This is a genomic window from Undibacterium sp. MH2W, assembly GCF_049340215.1.
Lineage (GTDB): Bacteria > Pseudomonadota > Gammaproteobacteria > Burkholderiales > Burkholderiaceae_D > Undibacterium.
Map to the genome: position 1 here is coordinate 16,283 of NZ_JBMPPA010000004.1, position 15,958 is coordinate 32,240.

The 15,958-nt window shown below is 44.7% G+C and carries 15 protein-coding genes; 5 read left to right on the forward strand and 10 right to left on the reverse strand.

All coding sequences use genetic code 11. The features are described from left to right. Nucleotides 1–20: 20 nt before the first annotated feature. The 3 genes from cydB to cydP are packed head-to-tail and all read right to left on the reverse strand — an operon-like array spanning nucleotide 21 to nucleotide 2,946. Nucleotides 21–1,157, reverse strand: coding sequence for a cytochrome d ubiquinol oxidase subunit II (gene cydB / locus ACO0K2_RS10615; RefSeq protein WP_423018529.1), 1,137 nt, complete (start codon nucleotides 1,155–1,157; stop codon nucleotides 21–23). Then, nucleotides 1,154–2,749: a cytochrome ubiquinol oxidase subunit I gene (locus ACO0K2_RS10620; protein ID WP_423018531.1), complete on the reverse strand. Its 1,596-nt coding sequence runs from the start codon at nucleotides 2,747–2,749 to the stop codon at nucleotides 1,154–1,156. Before ACO0K2_RS10620 ends, cydB begins: the two co-directional genes overlap by 4 nt. Further along, nucleotides 2,746–2,946: a cytochrome oxidase putative small subunit CydP gene (gene cydP, locus ACO0K2_RS10625; protein ID WP_423018533.1), complete on the reverse strand. Its 201-nt coding sequence runs from the start codon at nucleotides 2,944–2,946 to the stop codon at nucleotides 2,746–2,748. Before cydP ends, ACO0K2_RS10620 begins: the two co-directional genes overlap by 4 nt. Before the next feature lie 157 nt (nucleotides 2,947–3,103). Here cydP and ACO0K2_RS10630 point away from each other — a divergent pair, with 157 nt between their 5' ends. Then, nucleotides 3,104–4,447 carry a sigma-54 interaction domain-containing protein gene (locus ACO0K2_RS10630; RefSeq protein ID WP_423018535.1) on the forward strand — a complete coding sequence of 448 codons (1,344 nt, stop codon included), beginning with the start codon at nucleotides 3,104–3,106 and terminating at the stop codon, nucleotides 4,445–4,447. Between the two features lie 49 nt (nucleotides 4,448–4,496). Here the strand turns inward: ACO0K2_RS10630 and ACO0K2_RS10635 are convergent, their stop codons facing one another. From ACO0K2_RS10635 to ACO0K2_RS10665, 7 genes are read right to left on the reverse strand one after another with little or no spacing between them, the layout of a single operon-like run. Then, the gene (locus ACO0K2_RS10635; protein WP_423018537.1) at nucleotides 4,497–5,135 is read right to left on the reverse strand and encodes a class I SAM-dependent methyltransferase; all 639 of its coding nucleotides are present in this window, start codon (nucleotides 5,133–5,135) and stop codon (nucleotides 4,497–4,499) included. Nucleotides 5,136–5,139: 4 nt separating this feature from the next. Further along, nucleotides 5,140–5,472 (reverse strand): rhodanese-like domain-containing protein, encoded by a 333-nt coding sequence (locus ACO0K2_RS10640; protein WP_423018539.1) that lies wholly within the window; start codon nucleotides 5,470–5,472, stop codon nucleotides 5,140–5,142. Nucleotides 5,473–5,492: 20 nt separating this feature from the next. Next, nucleotides 5,493–6,767: an NAD(P)/FAD-dependent oxidoreductase gene (locus ACO0K2_RS10645; protein ID WP_423018541.1), complete on the reverse strand. Its 1,275-nt coding sequence runs from the start codon at nucleotides 6,765–6,767 to the stop codon at nucleotides 5,493–5,495. A 38-nt stretch (nucleotides 6,768–6,805) separates the two neighbouring features. Then, a complete protein-coding gene (locus tag ACO0K2_RS10650) occupies nucleotides 6,806–8,191 on the reverse strand; it encodes a TolC family outer membrane protein (protein WP_423018543.1) in 1,386 nt (461 codons plus the stop codon). 46 nt (nucleotides 8,192–8,237) lie between these two features. Beyond that, nucleotides 8,238–8,447: a YgaP family membrane protein gene (locus tag ACO0K2_RS10655; protein WP_423018545.1), complete on the reverse strand. Its 210-nt coding sequence runs from the start codon at nucleotides 8,445–8,447 to the stop codon at nucleotides 8,238–8,240. After that, nucleotides 8,444–11,671 carry an efflux RND transporter permease subunit gene (locus ACO0K2_RS10660; RefSeq protein WP_423018547.1) on the reverse strand — a complete coding sequence of 1,076 codons (3,228 nt, stop codon included), beginning with the start codon at nucleotides 11,669–11,671 and terminating at the stop codon, nucleotides 8,444–8,446. Before ACO0K2_RS10660 ends, ACO0K2_RS10655 begins: the two co-directional genes overlap by 4 nt. Then, a complete protein-coding gene (locus ACO0K2_RS10665; protein ID WP_423018549.1) occupies nucleotides 11,668–12,711 on the reverse strand; it encodes an efflux RND transporter periplasmic adaptor subunit in 1,044 nt (347 codons plus the stop codon). Before ACO0K2_RS10665 ends, ACO0K2_RS10660 begins: the two co-directional genes overlap by 4 nt. A 166-nt stretch (nucleotides 12,712–12,877) precedes the next feature. Between ACO0K2_RS10665 and ACO0K2_RS10670 the strand changes: the two genes are divergently transcribed. The 4 genes from ACO0K2_RS10670 to ACO0K2_RS10685 all read left to right on the forward strand — a co-directional run bounded on the left by ACO0K2_RS10670 (nucleotide 12,878) and on the right by ACO0K2_RS10685 (nucleotide 15,746). Next, a complete protein-coding gene (locus ACO0K2_RS10670; RefSeq protein ID WP_423018551.1) occupies nucleotides 12,878–13,234 on the forward strand; it encodes an ArsR/SmtB family transcription factor in 357 nt (118 codons plus the stop codon). Between the two features lie 36 nt (nucleotides 13,235–13,270). Next, on the forward strand, nucleotides 13,271–13,468 hold the full coding sequence (locus ACO0K2_RS10675; RefSeq protein ID WP_423018553.1) for a YgaP family membrane protein: 198 nt from the start codon (nucleotides 13,271–13,273) through the stop codon (nucleotides 13,466–13,468). A 12-nt stretch (nucleotides 13,469–13,480) separates the two neighbouring features. Beyond that, nucleotides 13,481–13,825 (forward strand): carboxymuconolactone decarboxylase family protein, encoded by a 345-nt coding sequence (locus ACO0K2_RS10680; RefSeq protein WP_423018555.1) that lies wholly within the window; start codon nucleotides 13,481–13,483, stop codon nucleotides 13,823–13,825. 175 nt (nucleotides 13,826–14,000) lie between these two features. Continuing rightward, nucleotides 14,001–15,746: a ClcB-like voltage-gated chloride channel protein gene (locus ACO0K2_RS10685; RefSeq protein ID WP_423018557.1), complete on the forward strand. Its 1,746-nt coding sequence runs from the start codon at nucleotides 14,001–14,003 to the stop codon at nucleotides 15,744–15,746. Nucleotides 15,747–15,958: the final 212 nt, after the last annotated feature.

Below are 15,958 nucleotides of genomic sequence, written 5' to 3' on the forward strand. Positions count from 1 at the left end.
TTAGTTTCCGTTAATCAGTATTAGTAGGCGCTATGTTCGTTCGCCTCAATTTGCTCGATCGTTACTTTCCCACGCATAACCCGATATGCCCATGACGTATAAAAAATAATAAGCGGCATAAAAATCAGCGTTGCCCAAAACATGATACCAAGCGTAAGATGACTTGAAACACTATCCCAAACAGTTAAGCTTGCATTTGGCATACTTGAAGATGGCATTAAAAATGGAAACATGGATGCCCCCGCCGTACCTATCACACCAACTAAAGCTAGGGAAGACGTTACAAATGCGATCAATGTGCGCCTCGCAAAAAGTAATGCAGCAGTCAATAGTGCTGCCGTGGTAGCTAACAACGGAAGAATCCACAACATAGGTTGAAGGCGATAATTATTCATCCAAGCGCCAGATTCGCGAACAACGGTTTTGCCCATTGGGTCTGCAAGTGCTGCGGGGTCAATGACCGATGTAATCCGATAGCCAGGAATTTCCTGCAACCAAAATCCGGCTGCCATAAAGGCGACCACCATAACGATCGAGGCGATAACAGCTCCTTTAACAGCGCGATGCTGGACAGCACCTTCAGTTCTATGCGCCAAATAGGCACCACCTTGCATAGTAATCATCGCGCTACTTACGACACCTGCCAGCAATGCAAAAGGATTGAGTAATTGCCAGAACGTACCTGAGTAGGTGGACGCCATATAATTGTCGAATTGAAATGGCACCCCTTCCAATAAATTACCGAACGCAACACCAAAAATCAGGGGAGGCACAGCACCGCCGATGAACAAACCCCAATCCCAAACACTGCGCCAAGTTGGATTATGGACCTTACTACGATAATCAAATCCTACAGGACGTAAAAATAAGGCCCAAAGTACTGCTAACAATGCCCAATAAAAGCCACTAAAAGCAGTGGAGTACACCAAAGGCCACGCAGCAAAAATTGCACCTCCTCCAGTAATAAACCAAACCTGATTTCCCTCCCAATGTGGACCGACAGTGTTAAGAACGACTCTGCGCTCTAAGTCTGATTTTCCGACAAAAGGTAATAAGGTGCCGACACCCATATCGTGGCCGTCCATAATGGCAAAGCCAATCAACAATACGCCGACAAGCACCCACCAAATTATTTTCAGTGTTGGGTAGTCAATCATTTTGCATCTCCTGACATATTCTCTATTTTTGGCTGTGACGAGTGCACTGACTCAAATTCATATCGGCCAGTACCTAAACTACCAGGGCCTTGTCTCGCGAATCTAACCATCAAATACATCTCAACAATTAATAAGATCGTATAAAAACCTATAAATCCAGCAAGCGATCCATATAAGCTATTGACGCTGAGTGTTGAGACACTTAAATGCGTCGGCAATACGCCATAAATAGTCCAAGGCTGACGACCATACTCCGCGACAAACCAGCCCAATTCGCAAGCAATCCAAGGTGCAGGCAACATCCATAACGCCCATTTTAGCAACCACCTGCGCTTCGGCTGACCAGCTTTGATCGTGCTTAAAAACGCTACAACGAATAATGCCAACATGGCGAAACCCAAACCAACCATGATCCTAAAGCCCCAGAACATGGGAGTTACGCGTGGAATTGTGTCATTTACTGCTCGGTCGACGAACTCGGGCGTAACTTGATTCATGTCAGCAACATATCTTCTAAGCAAGAGTCCGAATCCAAGATCGTTTTTATTCGCGTTAAATAATTTCAGTGCGTCTTGATCTTGACGATTTTTTCTGAGCGCCTCTAACGCTTTAACTGCGACAATGCCATGCAATACACGCTCATGGTTCTTGATTTTAATATCCTGAATACCAGGAATTTGCTTGGTTATTGAGCGAGTTCCGATTAAACCCATCACCCAGGGAACCTCAATTTCCCAATCGTTTTTTTGCTCTGCTTCATTGATGCCTGCTAATAGCGTTAGCCCGGCAGGTGCTGGTTTTGTTTGCCACATCGCTTCAATCGCAGCCATCTTGGTTTGCTGCGCTTCACCAACCGTGTAACCAGATTCATCTCCTAACACAATGACACTAAGCGCTGACGCCAATCCAAATGCCGCAGCGACACCAAAACTACGTTTGGCAAATTCAATATCACGCTTTTTCAGGAGGTACCAACTTGAAATAGACAACACAAACATTGAACCAGTCAAATAACCAGCGGAAACAGTATGGACAAATTTAGCTTGGGCATCCGGATTGAAAACTACCGCCCAAAAATCGACCATCTCCATGCGCATAGTCAGGTAGCTAAATTCTGCACCGACAGGATTTTGCATCCATCCGTTAGCAATTAGAATCCAAAGTGCCGAGAGATTAGTCCCAACAGCCATCAACATAGTGACTAGCAAATGTTTAGGCTTACTTAAACGGCTCCACCCAAAAAAGAACAGTCCAATGAGAGTAGATTCAAGAAAGAAAGCCATCAAACCTTCGATCGCAAGTGGCGCTCCAAAGATATCGCCGACATAGTGGGAGTAATACGCCCAGTTAGTACCAAACTGAAACTCCAGCGTGATACCTGTTGTGACACCGAGCGCAAAATTAATACCGAAAAGTTTCCCCCAAAATTGGGTCATGTCTCGCCAAATGACCTTGCCGGTCATCACATAGACACTTTCCATGATCAAAAGTAACCACACCATACCAATGGTTAAGGGTACAAAAAGGAAATGGTATAGAGCGGTTGCGGCAAACTGTAGCCGGGAAAGATCGACCAAATGTTCGGAAATCACTTTGATGCTCCTTGTGAAATTACTGGGATACCTATACGCGACGCCATGAAATCAGCGGTAACATCAACTGCCTCATCTCGTATAAAAAACCACCATATCAACGTTATCGCTACCAACTTTAGTAGAACAACAATGAATAAATGAAAACGGAGATGGCGACGTGTTGGCTTCATATCTATTGTTAATGCAGGTTTCATGCCAAGAAAAACTGGAGAACATTTCTATTTAAAAACAATAGGTTATAGTACTGCAATGCCCCGAAGCTGCCAATATGGCAGTTATTAGCTGTCATATTGGCAGTGTATGCAATAATGGCAGCATCAATCTATTGCACAATCTTTCGGAACTCTATTTATGTCCCAACTTTTGCCAGAACTGATCTCTTATCTCGAAGAGTTAGTGGAGCCCCACATACTGTTCGATAATCAATACCGGATTATCGCGGCAAATGCGGCATACCGGCGACAGTTTGGGCACAAAGTATCTGTTATCGGCAGGACCTGCTATGAGGTGTCTCATCACTTTAACGCGCCTTGCGATCAGTCCGGTGAGGTGTGCCCTTTAGCGCAAGCAAAGCTATCAGGACACCGAGAAAAAGTACTCCACTTGCACCATACACCCAAAGGTGAATCCTATGTCAACATTGAGCTTGCGCCAATCCTTAACAAGAATGGTGAACAAGCCTACTTCGTTGAAAAAATGGAAGAACTGCTAGTTAATCAGGGATCATCATCTAAACAAACAATTATTGGTCGTTCACCAGTTTTTCTTCAAGCATTAGAAATGGTCTCACGCGTCGGCCCATCTCGTGCCAGCGTCCTTTTGGAGGGTGAGTCTGGAACTGGTAAAGAACTATTTGCGCGCGCTTTGCATGAAGCAAGTCCACGTGCGAAAGCACCTTTAGTCGTAGTTGAATGTGCCAGCTTGACTGAAAATTTGTTCGAAAGTGAGCTATTTGGACATGAACGCGGTGCATTCACTGGTGCTAACGTCTCGAGAATTGGTCTCGTAGAGTCTGCTAGTGGAGGCACCTTATTTCTAGATGAGCTCGGTGACATTCCCCTGACGATGCAAGTCAAACTATTACGTCTGCTCGAAAGCGGCACATATAGGCGGGTAGGCAGTACAGAGCTACGTAGTACTGATGTGCGGATTGTATCGGCGACCCATCGTGACTTACGTAGTATGGTTGCTAACGGTACATTTAGAGAGGACTTGTACTACCGATTAAGCACCTTTCCAATACAATTGCCACCATTACGTCAACGAGTTGAAGACATACCTTTACTGGCAACTGCACTTCTGTCAAGGGTGTCCCCCCAACGCCATATGAGCATTTCTGAAACCGCCCTCGCCTATCTGAGTACATACACATTTCCAGGGAACGTTAGGGAGCTACGTAACATTATGGAGCGCGCTGCACTATTAAGCGATGGTACATTGATTGAACGTGCTCATGTAGAACGGTCGATTAGTACAGAAACAAAATCAAACTCACCCCTTCGACATTATTCTCAGAAAACGGAAGTGACCGAAACATCGCGGCAACCTGGTAGATCACTGCAAGAAGTCGAGCGCGATGAATTGCTTCGACAACTTGAATATCATCAAGGTAATCGAACAGAATTGGCGCGCAAACTTGGCATTAGTGAGAGGACGCTTTATCGAAAATTGCGATTACTTGATAAAATTAAATGAAGATCATTCATCGTAAGCTGAATTGCAATGAGAACATTTGATGCTTATCTCAGCATTGCTTTTTTGCGACCATACCAATGAGAGCAGACAAACCCGCGTGTTGAAAACCTTCCTTCAACTCAGCATCATAAACACTGAGGTTAATAAACTCTAAGTCACTAAATTCTTTCCTTAACAAATCTTCAGTATATAAATGATCAATGAGACCCGGCCCACCAGTTTTATAATCAAGTTGCTTCGGTGTATATCCTTGCAATATGATGATCCCACCAGGATTCAACGCACCGATCATTTGGGAAAATAGTTTTTTCCTCATCACTGGATCAGCAAACTGAATAAATATAGCGGCGATAATGTCGAATTTCTGCGCACCCCAATCCCATGATTGGCAGTCTGCAACTGAAAAATTAACTGCGACATTTTCTGCCCGTGCAAGTTTGCATGCCTTCTCGACACCTACACTAGAGATGTCAAATGCTGTGGTGATTAAGCCTTGCTTTGCAAGCCAGACGCTATTTCTTCCTTCTCCATCAGCCACAGCTAATGCTGACATCCCCGCCTTAAAATACGCTTTATGTTTTAAAAGATAGTGATTCGGTTCCGTACCAAAAATGTAATCGTCTCTATCATAGCGACTATTCCATGTCTGAATAGGGTTAGTCAAAATTGGCGAATTTATTGAACTCATTCAATCACCCTCGGTAAATTTGCTTTCGAAGCTTAAGTGCCAAACTAGAGACCGCACCACCATTACTCACATTATCATAGCCTAATTTAATTAAGTTAATTTTTGCTGATGCTGATCGCGCCCCAGAGGCACAATATACGACGATAGGCGTACTCTTCTCGCTAATTGTTAATTGAATTACTTGATTCAACTGATCGAGTGGAATTGATATTGCCCCCTCAATGAAACCGGATTTATATTCAGTCTGGGATCGGACATCGATCAGCACTGCGTTGTTCGGCAAAATATTATCTACACCCATAATTTTTCCCCAAAAATAACTTAAGAATGTGAACACGCAACATTTCCTCTTATCGATCATTTATCAAGACGCTCAATCCCCATCATTTTTAGCACATATTTTTCATATATTGGTTCAGACGTACCTTGCTTCATCTTGTGCATGAAATATTTTTCAAACGCTACTTTAGCTAGATGCACCCACTTTCCTTTTTTAAACCAAGCCACATTACGTGGCGGAATCTGGGGCAAGGCGACAAAGGCAGCGCCAGTATCCCCCATATCAGCTAAACAAATAGCATTCCAAGTCCCCTTTGACGTTGCAGGCAATCCTTTCAAATCAGCTTCAATATTGTGAACAACAGCGGTAACCATGCTCTCTATCATGTAACCGGTTTTTGGTGCACCTGTCGCGACAGGTGTAGCTTCAACAGGAGGAATCGCGACACATACGCCTGCTGAGTAGATATTCTTATATTTTTTACTTCGCTGATACTCATCAATAAGTACGAATCCTCTTGGGTTACATAACCCCTCAACCGCAGCGATCGGATCAACGCCCCTGAAGGCAGGCAGCATCATGCTGTATTTAAATGGGAGTATGTGTTCCTTTTTTAGATTTCCTGCTTCATCCATTTCGCTCACGAACATCATCCCATCTTCAACTTTCGTCGTTTTCGCGTTGCAAATCCATTTAATGTCGTGACTTCGCAGTTCACTTTCCAACATAGATTTAGAGTCACCAACACCACCGAGTCCCAAATGTCCAATGTATGGCTCACTCGTCACATATGTAATTGGCACTTTATTGCGCAATTTTCTTTTTTTCAAATCGCGATTAAAAATGAATGCGAATTCATACGCCGGCCCAAAACAGGATGCGCCCGGCATCGCTCCAATGATGGCAGGGCCGGGATCAGTCAAGAATTGTTCATATGCAGTGTAAGCATGTTCGGCGTGATCGATGGAACAAACTGACTGTGTAAAACCTGTCGAAGGACCCGAACCAGGAACCTCTTCGAAGGCAAGTTTAGGTCCAGTTGTAATTACGAGAAAATCGTATTGATGTACTGACCCATCTGCCAAGGTTAACGCACTCTCTTCGGGTTGAAGACTTACAACACTTTGAGCGATGAACGAAATCCCTTTTTTCTCGAGGTGAGGTCGTATATGAAAAGTAATCGCTTCTCGATCACGCCAGCCAACTGCAACCCAAGGATTAGATGGTACAAACTGAAAATACTCTACCGCATTAATAACTGTAATTTGATGCGAATGATCTAACAGCTCTCTTAATTCATACGCCGCGGGCATTCCGCCTGTTCCCGCTCCCAAAATAATAATGTGTGCCATTTTTCTGTCTCCTTTTTGTTGTTCATCTTTTTTAATTTCTAATTTTTTTCGCTTACTAGTAATGCATTTGTGTCCGATAACACTGTTTCATCCAAGGAGCCAACTAATTGTGCTAATTTCAATTTGTTGAGGTGTACATGAATGTTTTCTTGCAAGAGGGCCAATGCTGAGTTGGTTACGTCATTTTCTGCGTTTAATAAATCAAGGGTAGTTCGATCTCCTACTGAGTGACCCAATCGCGTTGCTTCAAGCCTGGCCAAACTCGCTTTATGGGCCTGACTTAATGCCATCAGACGACTCTCACCGACCGTAACACCCAACCAATTGGTGCGGACTTGAGTAACAATTTTTTGTTTCAACAATTCGCTATCAAACTTCGCTTTATCAATCAAATGAACAGCTTCAGAATACTTGGCACTTCGGATACCGCCGGTATAAAGCGGAATGGTCAACTGTATTCCTATCATTCGATTACTAGCCGAATTCTCTGCACCACCGTAGTCGCCATTTCCGTGTAATCTTTCATGACCTACCTGTGCGATCACATCAAGTGATGGCGAATTCAATGCACGATGCTTCTCTGCTTCATCCTCTGCAATAGCTAGCTTTTTTGCCTGGACCAATAATTCAGGATTATTCAGTAACGCATCTCGTATGCACGCATCAAGCGATGGCAAATTTACTGTCGGCCGATCTGTAGGCCTATTTAGGGGTAATAAGCGCTCTCCGCTGATACCAGTAAGGTCAGCAAACATAGACTGCTTTATTTGTAAATCCATTTCAGCTGCCATGATTTGTGCTCTCACAGTTTCGGCACGGGCTGAAGCCTCATAGGTGTCCGTGATTGGGATACTTCCAAATTTAAACCGATCCCGAGTTTCACTCAGCGTAAATTCAATTGCAGTTTGTTGTTGTAGCAATTGTCGCAATGTTTCACTAGCAATCAATACATCAAAATAGCGTTCAGCGACTCTTAACGCGAGTTGCTGTCGCGCCGCTCGCCATTCGATTTCTGCCATATCAGCAGATAAAGCGAGTTGACGGCTCTGTGTAAGTAATGTTCTATTGAGCAACGGTTGTCGGGCAACCAGTGCATATTGGGTCATCTCGCCACGACGAATTGACGTATCAAATGAAACTCCGGTGCTTTGATTAAAACCTGGCGCAGAGAACTGCGCTCCCGTCGTTTCTGAGGCCGCACTTCCTATTCCGGCTCCAACTGTTAATCCAACTGAGGGTAGCCAAATACCGCGTGATTGCTCCCGATGTGTCATCATCGCTTCAAAATTGGCTTGTGCTGCTGCAAATTCAGGATCATGGCTCTGCGCTGCATGCCAACTTTCCATTAAATCAGTGGCGAAGGTTGGAGCGCAAATCAAGCACAACATCGCAGCTGAAAACATTGAATTCAGATATTTCATCATTCACTTTTTGTGGTTAGTAATACGCACTTTAATTTGGTGGACCTAATCAGTTCCCAGAACGCAATCCAAATTTACGTAAGATGGATTCCATCAAACACCATTTAGTAACGCCACTCTGCAGCAGGTTTGCCCCGACAAATGCTGTAAATGCAAGCCACCACTGATTTATGAACCAAGGGCTGCCGGGAACTCCAAATGCCAGTGAAAGTAAAATAAAAGTTCCCGCAATAACGCGTACGAGTTGCCAAGAGGTCATGAGGTTTCTCCTTGATGAGTAATAAATTCAATGCGATGGCGATACGCCATGTAATAAAGCAACGGAATAATGATCAACGTAAGCAACGTCGAAACGAATATCCCAAAAATAAGAGAGATGGCTAATCCGTTAAAAATCGGATCATCTAAAATAAAGAATGCGCCTAACATCGCTGCCAAACCGGTAAGCATGATGGGTTGAGCGCGTGTAATGGCGGAATTAACCACAGCATCTTTAAGCTCCATTCCTGATCGCAATTGAAGGTTAATAAAGTCGACCAACAAAATAGAATTTCTGACGATAATGCCTGCTAACGCAATCATGCCGATCATGCTCGTTGCCGTGTATTGGGCACCGAGCAGCGCATGTCCTGGCATAACGCCAATAATGGTTAAAGGAATTGGCGCCATGATGATCAGTGGGGTCAAATACGAGCCGAATTGTGCAACCACGAGTAAATAAATCAGAATTAAACCAACCGCATAGGCAGCGCCCATGTCACGGAAAGTTTCATATGTAATCTGCGATTCACCATCCCATTTAATGGAATAACCACGATAGGGATCACTAGGCTGGTGTATGAAATACTCTGTCAGTGTCCCGCCTCCAGGCGTTGGAATTTGGTTAATTGCTTTACGCATAGAAAACATGCCGTACAACGGGCTATCTACCCTACCTGCCATGTCAGCAGTAACGTAATTTACCGGTAACAGGTCTTTGTGATAAATTGGTTGTTCACGAGTTGTATTGCTAATGGTGACCAGTTCTCGAATTGCAACTAATTTACCTTCTGCCGTTTTTACTGACAGTTGCAACAAGCCGTCCATATCGCCGTGTCTTTCTGCGGGCAGTTGCAAAATGGCAGCATTTGGATATTTGCTTTCATCGTGCAACCACGTCGCTGCTTCTCCATTCAAACCTGCATGCAACGTGGTTACGATGTCTGCTTGTGAAACACCAAGTAAGGCTGCTTTGCGACGATCTACCAAAAGTACTACTCGCGGTGCAGAAGCAATGCTGCTGTCATCAAAATCGACCACACCATTCGTTTTGCTAAAAACGTCGCGGACAGCCTTGGCGACCTGGCGACGCCCTTCCGCTTCTGGTCCATAGATTTCTGCGACGATCGGAGAAAGAACTGGAGGACCCGGCGGCACTTCAACAATTTTGATGTTGGCATTAAAGCGCTTTCCTATTGTTTGCAAGGCTGGTCGCAGGCGTGTGGCGATTACGTGACTTTGATCATCGCGATGGTGCTTATCCACTAAATTAACTTGGATATCACCAACCTCGCCACCTGCACGTAAATAATACTGGCGGACCAGACCATTGAAATTAATCGGCGCGGCAGTACCGGCATATGCCTGATAATCCGTCACTTCGGGTACGGTTGATAAAAAACTCCCTAATTCATGTAACACCGCAGCAGTTTGCTCTACAGGAGTACCAGCCGGCATATCAACAATGACCTGGAATTCTGATTTATTATCAAATGGCAGCATTTTGAGTAAAACGATACCCGTTGCTGGTAACAAGATAGAAAATGCGATTAATGCGGCTACCGACAACCCTAACATTCCGCGATTGCGTTTTCCATGTACGTCATTCAAGAAAGGTTGAAACAACCGCGCAAATATCGGCGCAAGTTTTGCAGCTAAGCCATGTGGTCTTGCATCAATTTCAGAGTGATGCGCCTCCTTCATCCAGATACGTGATAACCATGGTGTCACTACGAAAGCAATGGCGAGTGACAGCAGCATTCCCATACTCGCATTAATAGGAATTGGGCTCATGTATGGCCCCATCAACCCTGATACGAAGGCCATAGGAAGCAGTGCAGCAATCACCGTCAACGTTGCGAGGATAGTCGGACCACCGACTTCATCGACCGCGCTGGGAATAATTTCCTTTAATGATTTATTTGGAAATTGTCGTTGATGCCGATGAATATTCTCCACTACCACGATCGCGTCATCGACCAGAATACCGATAGAAAAAATCAATGCAAACAGAGATACCCTATTGAGAGTAAAGCCCCATGCCCAAGACGCAAATAGCGTAACTGTGAGTGTAAGAATTACCGCCGTTCCAACAATCGCAGCCTCCCGTGCGCCCAAAGCAATGAAAACGAGTACAACCACCGACAAGGTTGCAAACAATAGCTTCTGAATCAATTTTTTTGCTTTATCGTTAGCGGTATTTCCGTAATTCCGGGTTTCAGCTATATCAACTTCGGATGGGATCACAGTGTTCTTTAATTCGTTAACTCGCGCTATGATGGCGTTAGAAACATCAATCGCGTTCTCGCCAGATTTTTTTGTAATCGCAATCGTCACCGCGGGATATTCGCCACCACTCTTCCCGGCGACGCCATGCCATACATACCGTATCATGGGCAGCGAGCCATCTTTGATCGTCGCAACATCTTGCATAAAGACAGGTTTGCCGTTGTGAACTGCAACCACTAGTTCAGCAACATCATGCGCATCCCGTAAAAATGGACCCGACTCAATCGTGACCGATTTGTTACCAGCCAGTAGTTCGCCCGAAGGCAAGCCGACGTTTGTCGACTGGAGCGCATTGCGCATATCCGCAACGGTCACTCCAGAACCTTGCATTCGTGCCGGATCAAGTTCTACAAGAATGGCGCGTCCTGGGCCTCCTATAGTTGTGACATCCCGAGTACCAGGAACGCGCTTCAGATCGTTTTCTATACTGTGAGCAACACGCTCCAAATCATAGGCGCCCGTTTCAGGATTTTTGCTATAAAGTGTCAAACTAACGATAGGGACGTCGTCGATACCCTTAGGTTTAACCAGTGGCGGTAGCACGCCTAAATTCTTAGGTAACCAATCTGCGTTTGAATTTACGGTATCGTAGAGGCGCACTAAGGCTTCAGTTCGAGGAACTCCCACCTTAAATTGAACGGTCATGACCGCCATTCCGGGACGAGATAGTGAAGTAACGTGTTCGACTCCACTCATTTGTGACAGTACTTGTTCCGCCGGTATAGAAACCATTTGCTCAACATCGGAGACAGACGCACCTGGAAAAGGTACCAGTACATTTGCCATTGTCACGTTGATTTGAGGCTCTTCTTCGCGCGGCGTAACTAGGACAGCAAAGATACCCAATAACAAAGCACCGAGAGCTAATAATGGCGTAATCCGGGCGGTTTGAAAGAATGCTGCGATACGACCGGAAATTCCGAGACGAGTGTTCATCGCGCCTCCTTCACAGCGACTGCTGGGTCCACGGCGATCCGCTCTCCAGCAGAAATCCCAGTAAGCACTTCCGTCGCTTCACCTTGCGATTTACCTAACCTGATCTGGCGCAACACCGGGCGCCTATTACCGTCAATAACATAAAGCCCAGTCATTTCACCACGACGTACAATGGCCTTTGATGAAACATAAAGATGTGTGCCTGATGCACCTTTATGTGGCAGCCAGACTCTGGCAAACAAACCTGGAGAGATACCCGATGTCGGCTCTGGCAAATCGATACGAAGCTGAGAGGTATGCGTTGTGGCATCAATAGTAGGCAACACCTGGAAATGTGTCAGCGACAACCATTGATGGTTAGGTGGCAAGCCTGGAAACTCAATTTTTATAGGTTGACCAGCGATATAGTCATTTATCGCCGTTTGCGGCAGCGAAGCCGTTACTCTCAAACCCTTAGGATCAAAAATCGTCAACATTGGCTTACCTGGCATCGCCATATCACCCAGCGCAATTGGGAGGTCAGAAATAATGCCCGCATAAGGGGCCTTGATCACGTAAAAACCTGATTGAATATCAGCAACGTTTGCTTGCGCCAGTTGCGCTTTTAGTTGCTCGGAAGTGGCTTTATATTGTGCTTCGGCACGCTCCATAGCAGACTGGCTGATATATTGCTTCTGAAATAAGTGTCTTTGACGCTCTACATCCTTGGTTGCCAGCTCCAATGCCGATCGTGCCGCCTGCGCTTGTGCTTGGCCTGCCACACTTCCTTGCATCGCTGATCGCGCATCTATCCGAGCCAAAATCTGACCTTCTTTTACACTATCACCGACCCTCACTGGTAGTGAGACGATCACGCCTGATACTTGCGCAGCTATGACAGTTTGGCGGATGGACTCAACGACCGCATCATAACTCGCACTTTCCGTTGAATCTGTCGCACGAACTATTTCGCTTGCCAATTGCCCTTGCGCTCCAAATGATGCCGACATATACATTATCGACATCGCAGCCACAGCACCTAAACGAGAAAATCTCAACATCACCACTCCCCTGACTAATCTAACGATTTCGCACGCATCAACTTAAACTATCGTAATTATGTAACTACTTAGTTAAATACGCAAGAACGAATTTAATTAAGTATGTGATACAATCAGTGCAACATGATCTGTATCAATGCCTCAAATTTAATTAGAGAGAGAATGTATGGAAGGACTAACGTTAGATGCGCTGACACAAGTAGCAGGATATTTTGCTGCATTGTCGGAGCCAACCCGCCTGCAAATACTAAGTTTGTTGCGAGATAAAGAGCGTAACGTAGGAGAGCTCGCAGAACTTTGCGGCTATACATCTGCAAATATCTCACGCCATTTAGCCATACTTAGCAAGCATGGATTAGTCGCAAAAGAAAATCGCGGAACAAGTGTTTTTTACAGAATTGCAGATGAGTCGATCTACACGCTATGCGATGTCGTTTGTGGCAGCCTCTTGAAGCAACTGGAAGATAAAGCACGGTCCCAGAAAGAATTTGCGCAGACGGCAAGGTTGGCGAAGGAACGGTAACGTAATTTAATTTAATTTTTAACCACGGAGTTGATCATGAAACCAAATGTTGGAACTATCGACAGAACAATCCGAATACTAGTTGGTTTGGGCGCAATTGGCGCAACAGTAACTGGAATGATAGGCGTATGGGGCTGGTTAGGAATTATTCCACTTGCTACGGGCGTGTTTCGTTTTTGCCCCGCTTATTTGCCTTTTGGTATAAGCAGTTGCGCAACAAAGAATAACGGCTAAAAGGAGACCCTCATGACTAGCTATCACGAGCTTACGCAAGAAGTATCAAAAAATCTTGCGGCACTACGTAGCGATATTCCCGATGTTATGAAGGGTTTTAGCGACTTAGCGAAGGCAGCTTCGCGTGACGGTGCACTTGATAAAAAAACCAAAGAATTAATTGCACTCTCGCTTGGCGTCGCGGCGCATTGCGACGCATGTATAGGGTTTCATGTTAAAGCTTTGGTTGAACTTAAAGTGACAAAATCTGAACTAGAAGAAGCACTAGGAATGGCTGTGTATATGGGTGGCGGCCCCTCCCTTATGTATTCAGCAAATGCAATGGCTGCATTTAAGGAATTCTCGGGTATGGCCTAAAATACTTAGGCATTTTATAAAAATAGGACTTACCGAAAATTATATTGAATAACACCATATAAATTCATAACTAGTGCACGACAAAGGGTGTCGTAAAATTTCCGTAAATCCTATTAAATTTTAGTGTTTTCAAGTTAGTATCTTCTTTAGCAATTGCTTAACTGAAGATATTGACGTGATCACTTTTTTATTTAAAATCAGACTCATTCTTGATCGTCTACCCCGCCCCTCTCCTACTCACGCCCTATTACTTTGGGCCGCGCTGATTGGCGTCATCGGAGCTATCGCGACGATTATATTTAAAGAAGGTCTGAGTTTCTTACAGAGACTCGTCAGTGGTCACAGCGGCTCGCTCGTCGCAATGGCAGAAACGTTTTCCTGGCCAATGCGTATAGCGCTACCAACGATAGGCGGCGCCATTGCTGGCCTGCTGCTGATGTTTGCCGAAAAAATCTCTCCGTCCAGTGCGACCGATTATATGGAAGCGATCGCCATTGGGAATGGTCGTATTCCAGTCATCACGAGTCTTCTTCGCAGTATTTCTTCGCTGTTTACGATTGCATCTGGTGGTTCTATCGGACGCGAGGGTTCGATGGTACAACTCTCAGCGATGTGCGCATCAGTGGCTGGCCAACGCATTGGCATGGACTCGACCAGACTGCGGCTTCTGGTGGCATGTGGCGCAGGTGCTGGAATTACGGCGGCCTACAACGCTCCTATCGCAAGCGCTTTTTTTGTGACCGAAATTGTATTGGGAAGCATAGTTATTAACAGTTTTGGTCCTATTTTAGTATCCGCCGTTGTTGCAAATATCGTGATGCGCGAAATGCCTGGCTATCATCCAGCTTATGCGCTCCCGAATTTTCCGGCTATCTCGGAAAAAGAGATGGTTTTATTTGTGATATTAGGTGGTTTCTCTGGCTTACTCGCACCACAATTTCTAAAGTTACTGAAATTTTCCAAACAAATTTTTAGCCGCATTCCAATACCACTTCCTATTCGCTTAGCGATTGGTGGTTTGGGGGTCGGCATTATTTCAGTTTGGGTGCCCGAAGTGTGGGGAAATGGCTATAGCGTAGTGAATTCATTGATACACCAACCTTGGCTCTGGTCAAGTTTATTAACTATTTTGATTTGCAAAGTCGTTGCCACCGCATTCACCGCAGGTTCAGGTGCGGTGGGCGGTGTTTTTACGCCCGCACTTTTCGTTGGAGCAGCGGTAGGCGTACTTTTCGGTCAATTGGTCAATACTATTTGGCCGGGGGCAACGTCACTACCATTTGCTTATGCGATTATTGGGATGGGTGCCTTTTTAGCCGCAGCAACCAATGCACCACTGATGGCGATCTTAATGATGTTCGAAATGACGTTGAGTTATCAAGTAATGCTACCGTTAATGCTGGCATGCGTATTAGCATATTTCATCGCTCAAGTGACGAGCGGCATGTCGATGTATGAAATCACCGTCAAACGTAATAGAGAAGAAAAAAATCGTCTAAAAATCAGAGGCGTCCACGTACGTGACCTTATACAAAAGACGGATACGGTACTTCCCATGTCAGCAAACATTGATGAAATGACGAAAATATTTTTGCACCATCCCGTCAAGTACATTTATATCATCGACGATAACAATCATTACCAAGGAGTGGTCGCACTCCAAGACCTTTCAGTTGTAATGGCAGACAACGCTGCAAATAAATCACAAAAAGCCGAAAATTTTTTGCGACGAGACTTTTTACAGGTTTTAACTCCAGGCATGAACTTAAGTGAAGCATTTCAACATTTTCAGGTGCACCAAGGTGAGCGCCTCCCAGCGATTGAAAGTCCGGAAAATCCCGTCTTTCTCGGTACGGTATTTAAAACTTCGTTACTTGATACATTTTTTAAATTGAGTCAAATGGAGAGTGTGACTTACTAACTAAATTAATGAAATGACATAATACAAGGGAAAGTTTAGTTGTACTAATTCATACTTTGATTTTTTCATTACCTAGTAAGCTGAAATGTAAATAAGAAAAGAAGTAGTTGTATTATGCGTTTTTCAAAAAATTTATATTTCCAGAAGTAGATAGCCGTTCGCGATTTTTTTTCTTAGTCAATCATGCTTGAAATCGTTAAATAGAGGATAAG

Excerpts from the sequence above, each read along its gene's own strand:
- cydB (WP_423018529.1), bottom strand. The coding sequence starts at position 1,157 with ATGATTGACTACCCAACACTGAAAATAATTTGGTGGGTGCTTGTCGGC.
- cydP (WP_423018533.1), bottom strand. The coding sequence starts at position 2,946 with ATGAAACCTGCATTAACAATAGATATGAAGCCAACACGTCGCCATCTC.
- ACO0K2_RS10630 (WP_423018535.1), top strand. The coding sequence starts at position 3,104 with ATGTCCCAACTTTTGCCAGAACTGATCTCTTATCTCGAAGAGTTAGTG.
- ACO0K2_RS10635 (WP_423018537.1), bottom strand. The coding sequence starts at position 5,135 with ATGAGTTCAATAAATTCGCCAATTTTGACTAACCCTATTCAGACATGG.
- ACO0K2_RS10645 (WP_423018541.1), bottom strand. The coding sequence starts at position 6,767 with ATGGCACACATTATTATTTTGGGAGCGGGAACAGGCGGAATGCCCGCG.
- ACO0K2_RS10650 (WP_423018543.1), bottom strand. The coding sequence starts at position 8,191 with ATGATGAAATATCTGAATTCAATGTTTTCAGCTGCGATGTTGTGCTTG.
- ACO0K2_RS10655 (WP_423018545.1), bottom strand. The coding sequence starts at position 8,447 with ATGACCTCTTGGCAACTCGTACGCGTTATTGCGGGAACTTTTATTTTA.
- ACO0K2_RS10660 (WP_423018547.1), bottom strand. The coding sequence starts at position 11,671 with ATGAACACTCGTCTCGGAATTTCCGGTCGTATCGCAGCATTCTTTCAA.
- ACO0K2_RS10665 (WP_423018549.1), bottom strand. The coding sequence starts at position 12,711 with ATGTTGAGATTTTCTCGTTTAGGTGCTGTGGCTGCGATGTCGATAATG.
- ACO0K2_RS10670 (WP_423018551.1), top strand. The coding sequence starts at position 12,878 with ATGGAAGGACTAACGTTAGATGCGCTGACACAAGTAGCAGGATATTTT.
- ACO0K2_RS10675 (WP_423018553.1), top strand. The coding sequence starts at position 13,271 with ATGAAACCAAATGTTGGAACTATCGACAGAACAATCCGAATACTAGTT.
- ACO0K2_RS10680 (WP_423018555.1), top strand. The coding sequence starts at position 13,481 with ATGACTAGCTATCACGAGCTTACGCAAGAAGTATCAAAAAATCTTGCG.